Here is a 17,845-nt window from a genome sequence, read left to right on the forward strand (position 1 = left end):
CTTAGGTATATGCCAGAAGCATCACCGCACCGGGTGTTGCCAAACCCCTTACGGGGCCTGTCCGGCTGTGCGACAGTCATTACCGGTCCTTCCGTCACTCTTGGTCGTGCCGCGCCTGTATCGGAGTACGCCATGTCACCCCATGTCTTCGCGGACCGCCCCGCCGCCCAGCCGCCGGAGCACGGTTCGGTCGACGCGCTGATCACGCAGACGCGTCGGCTGCTCGGTGACGTCGACGCCGTGCGGCGCGAGGCCGTCTCGGACGACGGTGACCCCGAGCGACGCTGGCAGCGCGCCCTCTACGAGCTGGCCGTGCACCAACTCAGCGACCTCGACAAACACTTGGCGCAGCTGCGCGACGGGCCACCGCGTCCGGCCATGGACTCCCGACGACACGAAGCACGCGACTCCGCGCCGGCCGAGCCGCAGAGCGGTTCCCTGCTCAGCCGCGTGGGCAGCGCCGAATGGAATCTCCTCACCGACGAGGCGAGCTGGTCCGGCGAGCTGTTCCAGATCCTCGGCCGCAGCCCGGCCGCACCCCCGCTGACCCTCGACGAACTGCCGTCCGTCGTGCACACCGATGACCAGGCCATGCTGACCAGAATGGTGACGGACTGCCTCATCGAGGGGAAGCCGATCGACGGCGAGTTCCGCATCCTGCACGCCGACGGCACCGCCCGAACGGTGCACATGATGGGCGAACCCGTGCTCGATGCCGACGGCTCCACCGCGTCGATGTGGGCGGTCCTGCGCGACGTCAGCGAGCTGCGCCGCACCCAGCGGACCGTACGCGAGACCCATGACTCGCTCCAGCGCCGGCGCCACATCGAGCAGACGGAACACCGGCTCGCGGTCGAGCTCCAGGAGGCCGTACTGCCGCCGTGGCGTGGCTCCCTGCGGTTCTCCCAGGGGGCGCCGCACGACCTCGACGTCGCGGCCCGCCATCTGCCGTCGTCCACGGGCGAGCTCGTCGGCGGCGACTGGTACGACGCCCTCGAACTGCCGGACGGGCAGACCCTGTTGAGCGTCGGCGGCCTGACCGGACACGGCGTGACCGTGACCTCCGGCATGGCGATGCTCCTCGGCGCCCTGCGCGGCCTGGCCGTCACGGGGACCCGCCCCGACGAGCTGATGGGCTGGCTCAACCAGCTGACCGACACCTCGGTGCAGCCGTCCCTGGGCAGCGCGGTCTGCTGCCGATACGACCCCCGGTCGCGCACCCTGACCTGGGCGCAGGCGGGACACCCCGCCCCGCTGCTGTTCCGCGACGGGGTGGGGCGTGCGCTGACGCCGCCGGAGGGCGTGCTGCTCGGAGCGACACCCGGTGCCACGTACGGGCAGGCCGAGGAGTCGCTCCGCGCCGGCGATCTTCTGCTGTTGCACACCGACGGACTGGTCCCCCACCGCAGCGGCGCCGCGGCGGCGAACAAGCTCCTCGATCTCGCGCCACGACTCGCCGAGGCCGCCACCGCACAGGACTGTGTGCGGACGGTCTTCGAGGAGTTCGCCACGTACGAGCGCGCGGACGAGGCCTGTGTGCTGGTCGCCAGGATCGGCTCATGACGCAGACAGTCATGTGTGGAATGCGGTCATGTGTCGAAGACGGGCAGGTGTGGACGACGGACCGCGTGCCCCGAGGGGTCACGCCTGGGCGCGTGTGCCTCCCGTGGACTTTCCGGGGGCCTTCGGCAGGGCGAGCTTGATCTCCTCACGAAGGTCCACGATCTTCGGGTAGCCCGCGTACTGCCCGGTGAGCCGGTACATCTCGCGGAGCCGGTCCCAGGTGCGATGGGAGGAGTTGGCCCCCATCGACACCAGCGCGAGGCGCGCGTACCGGTCGGCCTGCTCCGGGTCGTCGGCGATGAACAGGGCCGACGCGAGCGAGATGTAGTCGAAGATCTGCGACCGCTGCCGCCCCTTCGCCCGCAGTTCGATGGCTTCCTTGGCATGACGCTGCGCGGTGGTCGCCGCGGCCGGCTCGTGGTCGGCGAGGGTGCGGTAGGCCAGGGCCTGCATCCCGTGCAGATCCGCCTCGTCGAACATCTGCATCCAGCTGGGCGGCGGCACGTCGCCCTTGTCGGAGACGAAGAGGTCCTCCGCCTGGCCGAGGGTGCGCCGCATGGCCTGGCCCTTGCCCATCGACGCCTGTGCCCAGGCCTCGATGGTGTAGAGCATGGCGCGGGTACGCGGCAGGGTCTCGTCGCCGGATCCGGACTTGGCGAGCTTCATGAGGTCGAGGGCGTCGTCGGGCCGGCCGAGGTGCACCATCTGACGGGCCGCCCTGGACAGGGCCTCCCCGGCGCGCGGCCGGTCGCCGCCCTCCCGCGCCGCGTGCGCGGCGATGACGAAGTACTTCTGGGCCGTGGGTTCGAGGCCGACGTCGTGGGACATCCAGCCCGCGAGGACGGCCAGGTTGGCGGCGACGCCCCACAGGCGCCGCTGGAGATGGTCGGGGTGCCGGTAGCTGAGCATGCCGCCCACTTCATTGAGCTGGCCCACCACCGCCTTGCGTTGCAGACCGCCACCGCGGGCCGCGTCCCAGGCCCGGAACACCTCGACGGAGCGCTCCAGTTCCTCGATCTCCTGCGACCCGATGGGGGCGGCCTCATAGCGGTCGTACCCGGCGGGGTCGGCGTGCAGGGGGTCTTCGAAACGTGGGGCGTCGGCCGCGAGGGCCGGTTCGGTGTGCAGCCAGTCGTGCATGGCGCCGCTGAGTACAGATCCTGCGGCAAGCGCGGCACCCGCGCCCACCAAGCCGCGTCGGTTGAGCATGAGGTCCATTCCCGTGAATTCGGTGAGGACCGCAGCAGTCCGCTCGGGCGCCCATGGCATTCCGTCGGGGTGTTCCACAGCCCCGGCGTCACGCCGTTTCCCGGTGCGCCCGTGCCGGACCAGACCGAGGTCCTCGATGGTCACGACACGGCCGAGTCGCTCGGTGAACAGCGCCGCCAGCACCCGTGGCACCGGATCGCGCGGGATCTCTCCCATGTCGATCCAACGCCGCACCCGTGAGGTGTCGGTCGCCAGCTGCGGGTGGCCCATGGCCGCCGCCTGCCGGTTGACCAGCCTCGCGAGCTCCCCCTTGGACCAGCCGGCGAGGCCGAACAGGTCGTTCAGGCGGGTGTTGGGTTGTCCGTTCACGTCAAGCCCCCAGGTTCTCGGCTGAGTTGACAGTAACCCTCTGTCAGTTGCTGAGCGACTATTCGCCAGGGTTCGCCAGGGTGCGCCAGATGGTGTGCCAGTGGGCACCGGGTGTCAGGTAGGAATGCGCCACCCCGACCCGGTTGCCGCGGCTCACTCCCCAGGGTGCACCACGGCTCCCGGGGCGGGTGGGCGCAGGCAACTCGCAGGCACACGAAGGGATCTGTTCGCCCATGTACGCAGCATCGTCCTCCGTGTCCGCCCCGCCCCGGCCGCTCTACGCCCGGCCCCCGGCTCGCGGCAACGGCCGCGCCGGGGAGGCCCCGACGGCGGGCAGCGGCCCCTACCTCGACCCCGCGCGACCTGCGACCGCAGCGCTCGGCTCCGGTCGGACCAGGCGCCTCCCGGGGCTCGGCACCCAACCGCTCAGCGGGAGACTCGACTTGTCCGGCCCCCAGGGCGCGCAGCTGCGCACGGCGATCGCCTCGGTGCACCGGATCTGCCCGGAGTTCAATCCGGTGCAGGTGCTGCGCCGCAGTGGACGGTCCGTGCTGCTCGTCGGCACCACAGGGCGCAGCACCGCCGTCGCCAAGTGTTTAGTGGACCACTCCCCCGTGTGGGCCGAGCGGATCCGCCACGAGATAGCGGCGTACCGCTCGTTCGTCCGGCACCGGCCACCGGTCCGGGTGCCGCGGCTGATCGCCGCGGACCCCGACAACTGCACGCTGGTGATCGAGCGGATGCCCGGCCGGGTCGCCGCCCTGCAGCGGCACCCGGCCGAGGCACCGCCCCGGGCGGACGTGCGGGCCGCGCTCAGCGCGATCTGCCGGCTCAACCTCTGGCGTCCGCCGGCCGGCACGTTCAACGCGCCGCTCGACTACGCGGACCGGATCTCCCGCTATCACGACCTCGGTCTGCTCACCGACCGGGACATGGGCGATCTGCAGAAGCTGCTGCACGGCATCGCGCACTCGGCGGGCCGCCAGGGCATGGGCCAGTTCTGTCACGGGGACGCCCTGCTCTCGAACGTCCTGCTGTCCCCCGCGGGCCCCGTGCTCGTGGACTGGGAGCACGCGGGCTGGTACCTGCCGGGATACGACCTGGCGACCCTGTGGTCGGTGCTGGGTGACGCGCCGGTGGCGCGGCGTCAGATCAGTCAGCTCGCGCAGTCCGGCGGGCCCGCCGCGCGGGACGCGTTCCTGGTGAACCTGATGCTCGTACTGACGCGGGAGATCCGGACGTACGAGACGGCCGTGCAGCGTTCGATGCACGACACGACCCCGGCGGCATCGGGCACGGCCCCGCACGGTGCTGCGCCGTCCGGCGAGGAACAGCGCCTCCTGCTGAGGCGGCTGCACGACGACTGCCAGCTGGCCCGCCGGGCCGTGCGTGCGGCGGTCGGCACTCGCTGAGGGGACGGGAATCCGCGGTGCGCCAGGACAGCGGCGCACCGCGGATTCCCGTGTGTACTCACCTCCGGGGCTAGGGGTTGCTGAACTGCACGGCGTCCATGTCGAACGAGTTGTCCTGCGGGGACTTGAACACGAGGTACAGCTTGTGGGTGCCGGTCAATGTGTCCACCGGGGCGGCGGGTGTGGCCTGGTAGGTGTCCCAGTCACCGGTGTTCGGGACGGGTGTGGTGGCCAGGGGCTTGCCGTTCGACACTCGCGTCGAGCCGCGACGTCGTGCGCCTGGTGAAGTCCGGCAACCGTGACGCCGTACGGATGGTGCGTGAGGCGGGGCGCGCGGTCGGCGAGGTCCTCGCGGGTCTGGTGAACTTCTTCAACCCGGACACGGTGGTGGTCGGCGGCGCGTTGGCGGCCGTCCACGACCAACTCCTGGCGGGCGTACGGGAGGCCGTGTACCGCCGCTCCCACCCGCTGGCCACCCATGTCCTGCGCATCGAGCCGAGCCGCACCGGAGCCGACGCGGCCGTGGTCGGCGCGGCCATCCTGGCGATCGAGCACGCTCTCTCGCCGGAGCAGGTGGACCGCGTCCTCGCGGGCGCATCGCCGCGCTGACGAGGCCGGGCCGGCCGCCGGGCAACACCCGCCCGGCCGATCCCCCGATCAGGTGGAGTACGCGCCGGAGTACGCGGCGCCCTCCCGCAGGCCGAGACGACGGCCCCACTCTCCGCGAACTGTCATTGGTCCATTCCACTGAAGCACCGCAGGCGGTGAGGCCTCCCCGGAGAAAGCCCGCCGAACGGGCGCTGACATGGGAAATCCCTTTCCCTGAGCATGATTGACGGATCGTCGGCAAGCCGATACCACTGACCCACGATCGCTCCCGCACCCGTCGAGCTCACATGTCCCAGGACCGTTCCCAGGAGGCCGTTTTGCCCTCGACCACCAGCGACCGCTCGCCGGCCGCCCGCAGACGCACGAACCAGGCGGCCCGGGCGGCAGGAACGCTCGCGACGGCGGCCCTGCTTCTCCCCCTCCTCGGGGCCGCGCCTCCGAGCGAGGCCCAGGCGTCGGACGCGGGGCTCCAGCACGCGTTCGCGACCGCGGCGGCCGAGTACCGGGTGCCCCAGAGTGTCCTGCTCGGCGTCTCCTACCTCCAGTCCCGGTGGGACACGCACGGCGGCGCGCCCAGCGTCACCGGCGGCTACGGCCCCATGCACCTCACGGACGCCCGCGCCGCGCTCGCCGGTGCGGTCGCGCGCAGCGAGGCCGAGGGCGATCCGCGCGGGGACACCTCACGGCCCGCGCTCACCCCGAAGACGAAGGTGCCGCAGAACTCCCAACTCCCGGCCCGTCTCAAGTCGTTGCCGCGTGCCGCAGAGCTCAGTGGCATCCCCGCCGAACAGCTGCGCTCCGACCCCGCGGCCAATGTGCGTGGCGGCGCCGCCCTGCTCGCCGCGGCGCAGAAGGCCCTCGGCAAGCCCCTCAGCTCCGACCCTGCCGACTGGTACGGGGCGATCGCGAAGTTCTCCGGGGCCGACGACACCGCCACGGCCGCGACGTACGCGAACGACGTGTTCGCCGTGATCCACGACGGCGAGCGGCGCACCACGGACGCCGGGCAGCGCGTGGAGCTCGCGGCCGATCGCAGCCTGAAGCCCGACGCGGCGCAGGTGCGGAGCATGGGCCTGCGGAAGTCCGACGAGAGCGGAACCGAGTGCCCGCCGACCGTGTCGTGCGAGTGGATCCCGGCGCCCTACGAGGAGTTCGGGGACGGCGACTACGGCAACCACGACCTCGCCGACCGGCCGAACGACCAGAGCATCGACTACATCGTCATCCACGACACCGAGGCGACGTGGGACACGACGCTCCAGCTGGTCCAGGACAAGACGTATCTGGCCTGGCACTACTCGCTGCGCTCCACGGACGGGCACATCGCCCAGCACGTGAAGGCCAAGGACGTCGGCTGGCACGCGGGCAACTGGTACGTCAACGCCAAGTCCCTGGGCCTGGAGCACGAGGGATTCCTCGCCGCGCCGGACTCCTGGTACACGGAAGAGATGTACCGCGCGTCGTCGCGCCTGGTGAAGTACCTGGCGAAGAAGTACGACATCCCGCTGGACCGGCAGCACATCCTCGGCCATGACAACGTGCCGGGGACGACCACGTCCGGGATCAAGTCCATGCACACGGACCCGGGCCCGTACTGGGACTGGGCGCACTACTTCGCGCTGATGGGCAAGCCGTTCAAGGCGACCGCCGGCGCGAAGGGCGGCCTCGTGACCGTGGCCCCCGACTACGCCAGGAACCAGCCCGTGTACACGGGCTGCGTCAAGGCGGGCGAGACCTGCGCCACGCACGGCTCCGGCGCCGTACGGGTGTACACCGCGCCCAGCGAGGACGCCCCGCTGATCAAGGACATCGGGCTGCGGCCCGGCGGCGAGGACTCCACGACCGACGTGAACGACACGGGCGCACGCCTGTCGACCGGCCAGCAGTACGCGGTCGCGGAGCGCAAGGGCGACTGGACGGCGGTCTGGTACCTCGGCCAGAAGGCCTGGTTCAAGAACCCGAAGAAGCAGCCCACGGCCGTGAACGCGGCGGGTCTGGTCGTCGCCCCGAAGGCCGGCCGCACCGACGTCCCGGTGTACGGGCGCGCCTACCCCGAGAAGGAGGCGTACCCGGCGGACATCACCCCGCAGACGGTCTCCCCGCTGCCGTACAAGCTGCTCGCGGGGCAGCGGTACGTCACGGGTGGCAGGACGACCGGTGAGTACTTCTACTCGCCGACGTTCGACACGACGTCGCACCGCGTGGTGCGCGGCAAGGACGTCTACTACGAGATCCAGTTCGGTCAGCGGGTGGCGTACGTGCGCGCCGCCGACGTGCAGGTGTTGCCGTCGGGCGCCTGAGCCCACATGACTCGGCCGGGCCCGGAACTGCCGTGGGGGCAGGTCCGGGCCCGGCCGGTTCTCATGGCTCAGCCCTGCTGGAACAGCTCCGGGGGCAGCGGCTTCAAAAGCGCGTAGAGGTCGTCCGTGATGGGCCGGTCCCAGGCCGCGATGGTCACGAGGACGTTGTCGCTGCGGTCGAACTGCACGCAGGAGATCCGGCTCTCGGAGAGCTTGAGGCGGCGCACGATGAGGAGGTTGTCGCCCTGCATCACCGGGTCGTCCTCGGTGCTGACGACGGTGACCTCCTCGTCGTTCTCCAGCGCGAGGAGGAGCTGGGCGACCTCGAAGGGGATCTCGCCCTCGGCGGTCTCGCGGGCCGAGGAGCCCTCGGGCAGGTTCCCGATGATCATCGCGGGGCCGCGGCCGCCGAAGAGGTCGTAGCGCAGGAAGACGCCCTGGCAGCTGCCGTCGGGGGCGGGCAGCAGGCCCGCGCCGAGATTGCCCGGCCAGTCACCCGGGTCCATGGCGAGGACATCGAAGTCAGGACCCGCGGGTGTGGCGGAGCTGCGTCGGCGGAGGAAGGACATGCCGCAATGGTACGTGCACCGGGGCGCTCCGCGGTGCGGGGGCCACGGCCCCGACGGGGTCCCCGGCGGCCCGGCACGGTCGGTTCCCGGGGCGCCGCGGGTTCCCGCCCGGACGGTCCGGTCTGCTCACGAGGGGGCAACCTGCCAGGGGCGACGGCCCGGGCGCACGGCGATGATCTCGGTCAACAAGCTCACGCCCATGACGACTTCAGTCCCGTACGGCCTCCGCGCGGTGCCGCTCGTGGTGGCGGGCGACCCGGGCACGGTTGCCGCAGGACGGCTTGCACCATTCCTGACGGGGATGGTCCTTGAGGAAGTAGCGCACACAACGCGGTGCGTGGCAGGCGCGCAGCCGCTCGCGGTCGTCGCCGGCGAGGAAGCCGACCGCGGCGCGGGCCAGGGCCGCCGTGAGCAGGTCGGACGCGGGCGCGGAGGGGCGTGCCTCCTGGCGCACGAGAGGGGTGGAGCCGTCGTCCCAGGTGAGGACGGGGACGGTCGGGGCGAGCGCCGCCGCCGCGTTGAGCCGCCGCACCGCCTCGCTCACGGGGAGCAGCCGGTGGGCGTCCGCCGGGCTCGGCTCGCAGGGGCGCACGGCGTGGGCGAACAGGGCGCGGACGGCGGCCCGCACCTCGCGCACCTCGGCGAGCGCCGTCGCGTCCGCTTCGAAACCGGCGGTGTCCGGCAGCGCGTCGGCGTGCTCCCGCACCCAGGCCGTCAGCGCTTCGGGCCGCTCGAGGTCGTCGGCGACACCGCCGTGCCCGTCGTGGCGGATGGTGAGGGCGAGGTCCAGGGCGAGCGGTGTGGCGTGCGGGCCCGTGCTGATGTCACGCATGGTGCTAATGATAAGGTCCCGCGCATCCATTAGACGTGCGGGCGGAGATTCCAGATCTCCGAGGGGAGGCCGGCGGTGCTCTCGTACTGGCGGGCGGGTCTGAGCGACGTGCCGGACGAGGTGTGGGATCACCCCCGCCTCGAGGTTCTCCTCCTGCCCGACAACGCGCTCACCAGAATTCCCCACCGCATCGGGTCGCTCCCCCATCTGCACACCCTCGATCTCGGGCACAACCGCCTCACCTCGGTCCCGGACACGCTCGGCGACCTGACGGGCCTGACCCGGTTCCTCTACCTGCACGACAACGAGCTCACCGCGCTGCCGGAATCGCTCGGCAGGCTCTCGAGGCTGGCCTATCTGAACGTCGGCGAGAATCCGCTCGCCGCTCTCCCCGAGTCGATCGGCTCGATGACGGGCCTCGTGGAGCTGCGCGCGCAGCACGCCGCCCTCACCCGGCTCCCCGCACCGATCGGCGGCCTGGGGGCGCTGCGCGAACTGTGGCTGCGCGGCAACCGGCTCACCGCCCTCCCCGATTCCGTGCGGCACCTGCGTGAGCTGCGGGAACTCGAACTGCGGGAGAACGCCCTCACCGAGGTGCCCGGATCCCTGCGCGGCCTTCCGCTCCTGCGCCGGCTCGACCTGCGGTCCAACCGGCTGCGCGAGCTGCCCGACTGGATCGCCTCGCTGCCCGCGCTGGAGAAGCTGGACCTCAGGTGGAACGACCTGCGCGTGGCGCCCGCGCTGCTGGAGGCACTCACGGCGCGAGGGTGCGCGGTCCTGTACTGAGCCACCAGCGATCTTCTACGGCATGCCCTCGGGCGCCGGCGGCACCACCGCGACCGGGCTCGCCGCGTGCAGGAGCACCGCCATCGTCACCGTGCCGAGCATCGGCGCGGGGCGCGTGAGGCGGCGCCGGTGACGGCCCACGACCACGAGGTCGGCCTCGCGGGAGTTCTCGACGAGGTGACCGGCCGCGTCGCCCGGCGCCACGTACAGGTCGACCTCGACGTCGGGGTGCGCCTTGCGGAAGGGCGCCACGGCGGCGTTCAACAGGGTCAGGGTCTCGCTCTCGGCCGCTTCCTGGTCGACGGTCGTGGGCGTGAAATCGCCGAAGGTCGTCCAGGCGAGCACCGGCCACGGGAACGCCGCGATCACCTGGAGCCGCGCCCCGCCACGACGGGCCTCCTCGAAGGCGAAGGCGAGGAGGCTGTCGTCGGGCTCGTCCACGTCGACGCCGACGACCACGCGCGGTCCGGGCGGTGCGTCGCTGTCACCGTGCACGGCTCGTCCGGGCCTGGGCACCACGACGACGGGACAGGCGGCGTCCCGCGCCGCGGCCACACCGTTCGAACCGAGCAGCAGGCTGGCGAAGCCGCCGCGCCCCCGCGAGCCGAGGACCAACAGCTGTGCCTCGGAGCCGAGTTCGGCCAGGACCGTCGCCGGGGCGCCCTCCAAGGTCACGTATGCGACCGGTGGCAGACCGCCTCGACCGGTGAGAGTGGCACGCACCTCGTCGAGGACCGCGTCACCGGCGGGCTCCGGCGAGCCGGACGCCGGTGCCCCGTGCCGAGTCCAGGGGCCGTTCTGGCGCACATGCGCGATGCGCACGGGCGCCCCGCGCCTACCCGCTTCCGTCAGCGCCCACTCCAGGGCACGCAGACTGTCCTCGGATCCGTCGACGGCGGCCACGACGGGCAGGGGGCGCGGGGTACTCATGTCCAACCTCCGACACCGGGGCACGGTGTCGACGGGCCCCGGCAAGAGCGACTGTTCCTGCCCCCAGCCTCGCGCACACCGGGACCGAGGGGCAGGGCCGAACGTCACATGTCGCCGGAAAAGCCGGAAACGTCACCTGACCGCGGCCCGGGTCAGGTGGGCGAGGCTCAGGTCAGGTCGAACTCCCCCTCGCGTGCCCCCAGCACGAACGCCCCCCATTCCGCGGGCGTGAAGATCAGGGACGGATTCTGGGGGCTGCCGCCGTTGCGCATCGCGATGAAGCCTTCGACGAAGGCGATCTGGACGTCGCCCCGCCCCTTGCTGCTCGAATGCCAGTCCGCGGCACTCAGATCAAGGTCCGGCTTCTCCCAACCCGCGAGCGTGTGCTCCTCGATGGTGCTTTCGGCCACGTCCGTGCTCCTCCCGGTTCGTCGTCCGCCCGCCAGCCTAGCGATCGGCCCGCGCGGCGGACAGGCCGCGGCGGCGAGCCGTTCAGGACGTGGGCGGCTGCGCCCCCACGAGCCACATGGAGAAGAACTGCGAGCCGCCCCCGTAGGCATGCCCGAGGACCTTGCGGGCACCGTCGACCTGGTGTTCCCCGGCCTGCCCGCGGACCTGGAGCGCGGCCTCCGCGAAGCGGATCATGCCGGAGGCGCCGATGGGATTGGTGGACAGGACGCCGCCCGACATGTTGACGGGGAGGTCGCCGTCGAGTTCCGTGACGCCCGATTCCGTGAGCTTCCAGCCCCCGCCCTCGTCGGCGAAGCCGAGGTTCTCCAGCCACATGGGCTCGTACCAGGAGAACGGCACGTACATCTCGACGGCATCGATCTCGCGACGCGGGTCGACGACACCTGCCTGCCGGTAGACGTCGGCCGCACAGTCCTTCCCGGCCTGCGGCGAGACGAAGTCCTTGCCCGCGAACATGGTCGGCTCGCTGCGCATCGCGCCACCGTGCATCCAGGCCGGAGGCTGGGGTGAACGGGCGGCGCCCGCACGGTCGGTGAGGATCATGGCGCACGCGCCGTCGGAGGACGGGCAGGTCTCGGAGTAGCGGACCGGGTCCCACAGCATCGGCGAGGACTGGACCTTCTCCAGGGTGATGCCGTGCTCGTGCAGATGCGCGTAGGGGTTCTTCAGCGCGTTGCGCCGGTCCTTGTACGCGACCAGGGAGCCGACGTGGTCGGGCGCTCCGGTGCGCCGCATGTAGGCGCGAACGTGCGGGGCGAAGAATCCGCCCGCGCCGGCGAGCAGCGGCTGCGTGAAGGGGATCGGCAGGGACAGGCCCCACATCGCGTTGGACTCGGACTGCTTTTCGAAGGCGAGGGTGAGGACGGTCCTGTGGACCCGGGACGCCACGAGGTTGGAGGCGACGAGGGCGGTGGAGCCGCCGACCGAGCCCGCCGTGTGCACCCGGAGCATCGGTTTGCCCACCGCGCCGAGGGCGTCCGCGAGATACAGCTCGGGCATCATGACGCCCTCGAAGAAGTCGGGCGCCTTGCCGATCACCACTGCGTCGATGTCGGCCCACGTCAACTGGGCGTCCTCCAGCGCACGTTGCGCTGCCTCCCGGACGAGTCCGGCGATCGAGACGTCCTTGCGGGCCGCGACGTGCTTGGTCTGGCCGATGCCGACGACGGCCACGGGTTCCTTGTGCGTGGCGTGCCCCGTACTGCTCATCGGGCGTCTCCTTCCAGGACGGCGACCAGGTTCTGCTGGAGGCAGGGGCCGGAGGTGGCGTGCGCGAGGGCCCGGTCGGACTCACCGCGGTGGATACGGGCGGCGGCCTCGCCGATCCGCAGCAGACCCGCGGCCATGAGCGGGTTGGCGGCGAGCGCGCCGCCGGAGGGGTTCACGCTCACGCCGTCACCGAGCTTCAGCGCCTTGCGCAGGACGACCTCCTGCGAGGTGAACGGGGCGTGCAGCTCCGCGGTGTCCACGGGCCTTTCGAAGGCGCCCGCCCGCTCTGCGGCCAGCCGCGCGGACGGGGAGTCGGTGAGGTCGCGTACGCCGAGGCTGTGCGCCTCGATGCGGTGGTCCATGCCGCGGATCCAGGCGGGCCGCTCGCACAGTTCGCGGGCCTTGTCACCGGCGGCCAGGATCACGGCGACAGCGCCGTCACCGATCGGCGGGCAGTCGCCCGTGCGCAGGGGCCGCACCTCGTAGTCGCCCTGCGGCACCGAACCCTTCACCTGTGCGTGGGAGTTGGAGGATGCGGACTCCCGGCTCCGGGCGGCGATGGCGGCGAGGGCGGGCTCATCGGTCTCCCCCGCGTCGATCAGGGCCTGCGCCTGGAGTGCGGCGAGCGCGACCGAGTCCGGCCACAAAGGGGCCACGTAGTACGGGTCGAGCTGGCGGGTGAGCACATCGCGCACGGAGCCGGGAGAGGACTTGCCGTACGAGTAGACGAGCGCCGTGTCGACCTCGCCGGTGAGGAGCTTCACCCAGGCCTCGTACATCGCCCAGGCCCCGTCCATCTCCACGTGGGACTCGGAGATGGGCGGCCAGGCGCCCACGCCGTCGAGGGTCATCGTGAAGGAGAACGCGCGGCCCGCGAGATAGTCGGAGGAGCCGGAGCAGGTGAAACCGATGTCGCTGGTCCTCAGGCCGGTCTGCGCCAGCACCTGGTGCAGCACCGGCATCACCATGTCGACCTCGGAGAGTTCGTCGGTGGTGCGCAGATGGTCGCTCTGCGCGAAGGCGACGATCGCTACCTCTCGCATCTACACCAGCTCCTTGTACGTGTCGTAGTCGGCGTCCGGTTCGCCGGTGGGCCGGTAGTGGTCGGGGTAGCGCCCGCCCTCCGTCCAGACGGGCTCGACCCTGAGACCCATCCGCACCTGGTCGTAGGGGATGCCGGCGATGCGGCCGTGCAGCGCGAGGTCGGCGCCGTCGAGCGCGATGTGGGCGTAGACGTAGGGCAGTTCGATGTCGAGGTTCTTGGCCTTGACGTTGACGATGCAGAAGGTGGTGACGGTGCCGGCCGGGCCCACCTCGACCCGGTCGGTCGTGGCGACGCCGCAGGTGGGGCAGGCGCCGCGCGGCGGTACGTAGACCTTGCGGCAGGACGGGCAGCGTTCGCCGACGGTGCGGCGGTCGGCGAGGGCGTTGATGTAGGCGGTCTGGGCGCGTCCCGGCGAGTACACGTAGTCGAGACGGGCCGCGGCGACGATCCCGCCGACCGCGTCGTCGAACTGTCCGTCGTGCGTGGCGGGCTCGGTGTCCGCCGCCGCTCCCTCGTACGGCTCGAAGCAGGCGATGTCGGTGATGGCGCCGGTGCGTTCGGCGGCCCAGCGGACGCGGACGCGCATGCCGCTGGTCACGGCGTCGGGGCCGGGGGCGTCGAGGGCGTGCAGGAGGGCGGTGTCCGCGCCGTCGAACTTGACCAGGACCCAGGCGAAGGGGGCGTCGAGGGGCTGGCCTCGGCGGGGTTCGGGGTTCCAGGCCCAGGTGGTGACGGTGCCGGTGGGCTCGACCTCGACGAGGTCGCGGAGCTCGTCGGCGGTGACGGGGTCGTACTCGACGGGCGGGACCATGACCTTGCCGTCGGTGGTCTTCACGCCGAGGACGGTGCGTTCGCGCAGGCCCGTCAGGAAGGCGCTCTGGACGGGACCGAGCGAGCGGGTGAAGGGGAACTCGACGACGAGCGGGGCTTTGAGGACTTCGGGCACTTCATGACTCCTTGACGGTCGGAGGGCTTCACGCGCGCCGGTAGACGGCCGGGCGCTTCTCGGCGAAGGCCCTGGGGCCTTCCTTCGCGTCCTCGGTGGCGAAGATCGGCCAGCCACGCTCCAGTTCGGACTTGAGGCCGTCGGTCTCGGTCATCTCGGCGGTCTCGTACACCGAGGCCTTCACCGCCTCCACCGCGAGCGGGCCGCAGGCGTTGACCTGCTCGGCGACCTCCAGGGCCTTGTCGAGCGCGGCGCCGGCCGGGACGACACTGCCGATGAGCCCGATGGAGAGGGCCTCGGCCGCGCTGTAGTGCCTGCCGGTCAGCAGCATCTCCAGGGCGTGGGTGCGCGGGATCTGCCGCTGAAGGCGCACCGTGGAACCGCCGATCGGGAAGAGGGCGCGCTTGACCTCGGAGAGGCCGAAGGTCGCGGTCTCGGCGGCGACGCGGATGTCGGTGCCCTGGAGGATCTCCGTGCCGCCCGCCACGCAGTGGCCCTCGACAGCGGCGATCACAGGTTTGCGGGGGCGGTGGTGGCGCAGCATCGCCTTCCAGTGGAGCTCCGGGTCGGCCTTGAGCCGGTCCCGGTACTGCTCGCCCTCCATCCCCTTGCCGGCCAGGGCCTTGAGGTCCATGCCCGCGCAGAACGTGCCGCCCGCGCCGGTCAGGACGATCGACCGGACCGAGTCGTCCTCGTCGGCGGCGACCCATCCGTCGTAGAGGCCGACCAGCATCGGCAGGGAGAGCGCGTTCTTGGCCTCGGGCCTGTTGAGGGTGAGGACGAGGGTGGCGCCCTCGCGCCGCACCGTGAGGTGTTCCGTGCCGTGACCCGCCCCGTGCCCCTCGTCGTGTTCCGTGCCATCCATGGCCGTACTCCCGTCTCGGATGCGTCTCGGCTGCCGCGTACGTCTCGGATGCGAGAACAGGTTGCAGTAGGCGGGTGGCCAGTTCAAGAGTTTTCTGACAGTCAGTCAGATTTCTTGTGCGGGAGCCCTTCCCTGTTCCCTGCGGCTCTGCTGAGATGACGGCCACATCGAGATGGCGCCGGGGTCAGGAGGAGCGGTGGAGTACAACCTTGCCGACCTGTTCGAGTCGGTCGTCGACGTGGTCCCGGACCGCGAGGCGCTCGTGCACATCGACCATCCCGGCACGGGCGCGGAGCGCCGGCTCACCTACGCCGGACTCGACGCGGCGGCCAACCGTCTCGCCCACCATCTGATCGACAGCGGGATCCGCCCCGGCGAACACCTGGGACTGCACCTCTACAACGGCATCGAGTACCTCCAGACGGTGCTGGCCTGCCTCAAAGCGCGCATCGTCCCGGTCAATGTCAACTACCGCTACGTGGAGGAGGAGCTGGTCTACCTCTACCGCGACGCGGACCTCGCCGCGCTGGTCTTCGACGCCGAGTTCACCGAACGCGTGGCGGCCGCCGCCCCACAGACGGAGAAGCTGCGCCACCTCGTGCGCGTGGGGACCGCGCCGACCGGCGCGCCGCCCGTCAAGGCCGTGGACTTCACGGAGGCGGAGGCCGCGGGCTCGCCGGAGCGCGGCTTCGGGCCCCGCTCGGCCGACGACCTCTTCATCATCTACACGGGCGGCACGACCGGCATGCCCAAGGGCGTGATGTGGCGCCAGGAGGACCTGTTCTTCGCGGGGCTCGGCGGCGGCGCGCCGACGGGTGAGCCGGTCGGCAGGCCGCAGGAGCTGTCCGAGCGCGTCGCCGCCGGCGGCGACGGAATCACCTTCTTCCCCACCCCTCCCCTGATGCACGGCACCTCGACCCTCACCGCCTTCATCGGCTTCAACTTCGGTCAACGCATCGTCATCCACACGAAGTTCGTGCCCGACGAGGTGCTGCGCACCATCGAGAAGGAGAGGGTGACGAGCGTGTCGCTCGTCGGGGACGCGATGCTGCGGCCCCTGATCGACGCGCTGAACGGGCCCATGAAGGGTACGGACTGCTCGTCGATGTTCAGCGTCTCGTCGTCGGGCGCGATCATGTCGGAGACGGTGCGCGCGCAGTTCCAGGCGCTCGTCCCGAACGTGATGCTCCTGAACAACTTCGGCTCCTCCGAGTCCGGCTTCAACGGCACCGCGACGGAGGACTCGGGCCCGGAGAAGGGCTTCCGCCTGCGGGTCAACTCCCGTACACAGGTGGTCGATCCGGCGACGTACGAGCCGATCGCCCCCGGGGAGCAGGGCCGCATCGCCCAGCGCGGGCACGTCCCGCTCGGCTACTACAACGACCCCGCGAAGACGGCCGAGACCTTCTTCCAGAAGGGCGACGAGCGGTGGGTGCTGCTCGGGGACATGGCCACGGTCGACGAGGACGGCGTCGTCACCGTCCTCGGGCGCGGGTCGCAGTGCATCAACACGGGCGGCGAGAAGGTGTATCCGGAAGAGGTCGAGCAGGCCCTCAAGTCCCATCCGGACGTCTACGACGCGCTGGTCGCCGGAGTGCCCGACGCGAAGTGGGGCAACCATGTCGCCGCCGTGGTCCAGCTGCGCGACGGCGCGGCACCGCCGTCGCTCGACGACATCCAGACCCACTGCCGCACCCGCCTCGCGGGCTACAAGATCCCCCGCCAGCTCGTCCTGACCGAGCGCATCCAGCGCTCACCCAGCGGCAAGGCCGACTACCGGTGGGCGCGGGCGGTGGCGGCGGACGGTTCGTAAGGGGACCCGACGACGGTCGCGGCGGAACACGGCGTGCGCTCCCGTCGTGACGCACCCACGCACCCGCGCGCCGGGAGACAAACCGTTTGCCGCTCCGACGCGCCGGTGCTGGACTGGCCGGATGGATCATCAAACGGTGTTGTCCCTGTTCGACCGGCAGATGCGGCGGGACGCCGAGCCCGACGGCCCCGGCGCGCGGGTCGAGCGGGTGGACGGCGTGGTGCGGCAGACCGGCGCCGAGGGCAGTTCCTGGAACGGCGTCGTGTGGTCGGACCTCGACGAGAGCACGGCGGACGCGGCGATCGCCCGCCAGGTACGGCATTTCACCGAGCTCGGGCGCGAATTCGAGTGGAAGGTGTACGGGCACGACCTCCCGCACGACCTTCCGCGGCGTCTCAGGGCCGCCGGATTCGTCCCCGAGCCCGTGGAGACCCTCCTGATCGCCGAGGTCGCGGCCCTGCCGACGGACGTCCCGCCACCCGAGGGAATCCGACTGGTCCCCGTCACCGACGAGGCGGGCGTCGACCTCATGTCGCAGGTGCACGACGAGGCCTTCGGCAGGAGCCTCGGCCTCACCCGGCACCAGCTCCTCGCCCAGCTCTCCGAGGACCCGGACGCCGTGCACGCGGTGCTCGCACTGGCCGGGGACGTACCGGTGAGCGCGGCCCGCATGGAGACGCATCCGGGGACGGACTTCGCGAGCCTGTGGGGCGGCGGCACGGTCGCCGAGTGGCGCGGGCGCGGGATCTACCGCAGCCTCGTCGCGTTCCGTACCCGCATCGCCGCCCGGCGCGGCCACCGCTACCTCCAGGTCGACGCCTCCAGCATGAGCCGCCCGATCCTGGAGCGCCTCGGCTTCACGGCCCTGAGCACGACGACTCCCTACGTCCACGGGGCCGCCGGGGGCGCCTGAGGCC

The 17,845-nt window shown here is 71.5% G+C and carries 17 protein-coding genes; 7 read left to right on the top strand and 10 right to left on the bottom strand.

The features are described 5' to 3' along the window. The first annotated feature begins 132 nt into the window (after window positions 1–132). Window positions 133–1,563 carry a PP2C family protein-serine/threonine phosphatase gene (locus ACFC96_RS11540; RefSeq protein ID WP_376253357.1) on the top strand — a complete coding sequence of 477 codons (1,431 nt, stop codon included), beginning with the start codon at window positions 133–135 and terminating at the stop codon, window positions 1,561–1,563. Between the two features lie 78 nt (window positions 1,564–1,641). Here ACFC96_RS11540 and ACFC96_RS11545 read toward each other — a convergent pair whose 3' ends face one another. Further along, entirely contained in the window at window positions 1,642–3,141 is a 1,500-nt protein-coding gene (locus ACFC96_RS11545; RefSeq protein ID WP_376253354.1) for a hypothetical protein, read from the bottom strand. A gap of 233 nt (window positions 3,142–3,374) precedes the next feature. On the opposite strand from ACFC96_RS11545, the gene ACFC96_RS11550 reads away from it, so the two are divergent. Beyond that, window positions 3,375–4,553 (top strand): aminoglycoside phosphotransferase family protein, encoded by a 1,179-nt coding sequence (locus ACFC96_RS11550; RefSeq protein WP_340459001.1) that lies wholly within the window; start codon window positions 3,375–3,377, stop codon window positions 4,551–4,553. Between the two features lie 70 nt (window positions 4,554–4,623). Here the strand turns inward: ACFC96_RS11550 and ACFC96_RS11555 are convergent, their stop codons facing one another. Beyond that, window positions 4,624–4,806, bottom strand: coding sequence for a carbohydrate-binding protein (locus ACFC96_RS11555; RefSeq protein WP_376611692.1), 183 nt, complete (start codon window positions 4,804–4,806; stop codon window positions 4,624–4,626). 20 nt (window positions 4,807–4,826) lie between these two features. Between ACFC96_RS11555 and ACFC96_RS11560 the strand changes: the two genes are divergently transcribed. Both ACFC96_RS11560 and ACFC96_RS11565 read left to right on the top strand, forming a co-directional pair. Continuing rightward, complete coding sequence (locus tag ACFC96_RS11560) at window positions 4,827–5,162, top strand: ROK family protein (RefSeq protein WP_340459003.1); 336 nt, start codon at window positions 4,827–4,829, stop codon at window positions 5,160–5,162. Window positions 5,163–5,479: 317 nt separating this feature from the next. Next, the gene (locus tag ACFC96_RS11565) at window positions 5,480–7,462 is read left to right on the top strand and encodes an N-acetylmuramoyl-L-alanine amidase (protein ID WP_376253348.1); all 1,983 of its coding nucleotides are present in this window, start codon (window positions 5,480–5,482) and stop codon (window positions 7,460–7,462) included. Between the two features lie 68 nt (window positions 7,463–7,530). On the opposite strand, the gene ACFC96_RS11570 is transcribed toward ACFC96_RS11565, so the two are convergent. Continuing rightward, window positions 7,531–8,031 (bottom strand): hypothetical protein, encoded by a 501-nt coding sequence (locus ACFC96_RS11570; RefSeq protein WP_340459004.1) that lies wholly within the window; start codon window positions 8,029–8,031, stop codon window positions 7,531–7,533. A gap of 208 nt (window positions 8,032–8,239) precedes the next feature. Then, a complete protein-coding gene (locus tag ACFC96_RS11575; RefSeq protein ID WP_340459005.1) occupies window positions 8,240–8,863 on the bottom strand; it encodes a CGNR zinc finger domain-containing protein in 624 nt (207 codons plus the stop codon). Between the two features lie 75 nt (window positions 8,864–8,938). Here ACFC96_RS11575 and ACFC96_RS11580 point away from each other — a divergent pair, with 75 nt between their 5' ends. Beyond that, entirely contained in the window at window positions 8,939–9,649 is a 711-nt protein-coding gene (locus ACFC96_RS11580) for a leucine-rich repeat domain-containing protein (protein WP_376253342.1), read from the top strand. A gap of 15 nt (window positions 9,650–9,664) precedes the next feature. On the opposite strand, the gene ACFC96_RS11585 is transcribed toward ACFC96_RS11580, so the two are convergent. From ACFC96_RS11585 to ACFC96_RS11610, 6 genes are all read right to left on the bottom strand, one after another. After that, complete coding sequence (locus ACFC96_RS11585; protein ID WP_376611694.1) at window positions 9,665–10,579, bottom strand: universal stress protein; 915 nt, start codon at window positions 10,577–10,579, stop codon at window positions 9,665–9,667. Between the two features lie 167 nt (window positions 10,580–10,746). Next, window positions 10,747–10,989 (bottom strand): DUF397 domain-containing protein, encoded by a 243-nt coding sequence (locus tag ACFC96_RS11590; RefSeq protein WP_376253336.1) that lies wholly within the window; start codon window positions 10,987–10,989, stop codon window positions 10,747–10,749. An 82-nt stretch (window positions 10,990–11,071) separates the two neighbouring features. Beyond that, complete coding sequence (locus ACFC96_RS11595) at window positions 11,072–12,259, bottom strand: thiolase domain-containing protein (RefSeq protein ID WP_376253335.1); 1,188 nt, start codon at window positions 12,257–12,259, stop codon at window positions 11,072–11,074. Beyond that, window positions 12,256–13,302 (bottom strand): thiolase domain-containing protein, encoded by a 1,047-nt coding sequence (locus ACFC96_RS11600; RefSeq protein ID WP_376611696.1) that lies wholly within the window; start codon window positions 13,300–13,302, stop codon window positions 12,256–12,258. Before ACFC96_RS11600 ends, ACFC96_RS11595 begins: the two co-directional genes overlap by 4 nt. Next, on the bottom strand, window positions 13,303–14,250 hold the full coding sequence (locus ACFC96_RS11605; RefSeq protein ID WP_376611698.1) for a Zn-ribbon domain-containing OB-fold protein: 948 nt from the start codon (window positions 14,248–14,250) through the stop codon (window positions 13,303–13,305). Between the two features lie 28 nt (window positions 14,251–14,278). Next, window positions 14,279–15,115 carry a crotonase/enoyl-CoA hydratase family protein gene (locus ACFC96_RS11610; RefSeq protein WP_376611700.1) on the bottom strand — a complete coding sequence of 279 codons (837 nt, stop codon included), beginning with the start codon at window positions 15,113–15,115 and terminating at the stop codon, window positions 14,279–14,281. Window positions 15,116–15,311: 196 nt separating this feature from the next. Between ACFC96_RS11610 and ACFC96_RS11615 the strand changes: the two genes are divergently transcribed. Both ACFC96_RS11615 and ACFC96_RS11620 read left to right on the top strand, forming a co-directional pair. Then, the gene (locus ACFC96_RS11615) at window positions 15,312–16,928 is read left to right on the top strand and encodes an acyl-CoA synthetase (RefSeq protein WP_376611702.1); all 1,617 of its coding nucleotides are present in this window, start codon (window positions 15,312–15,314) and stop codon (window positions 16,926–16,928) included. A gap of 121 nt (window positions 16,929–17,049) precedes the next feature. Further along, on the top strand, window positions 17,050–17,841 hold the full coding sequence (locus tag ACFC96_RS11620; protein ID WP_376611704.1) for a GNAT family N-acetyltransferase: 792 nt from the start codon (window positions 17,050–17,052) through the stop codon (window positions 17,839–17,841). Window positions 17,842–17,845: the final 4 nt, after the last annotated feature.

This window comes from Streptomyces sp. NPDC055955 (assembly GCF_042270245.1).
In the GTDB taxonomy this organism is placed as follows: domain Bacteria; phylum Actinomycetota; class Actinomycetes; order Streptomycetales; family Streptomycetaceae; genus Streptomyces.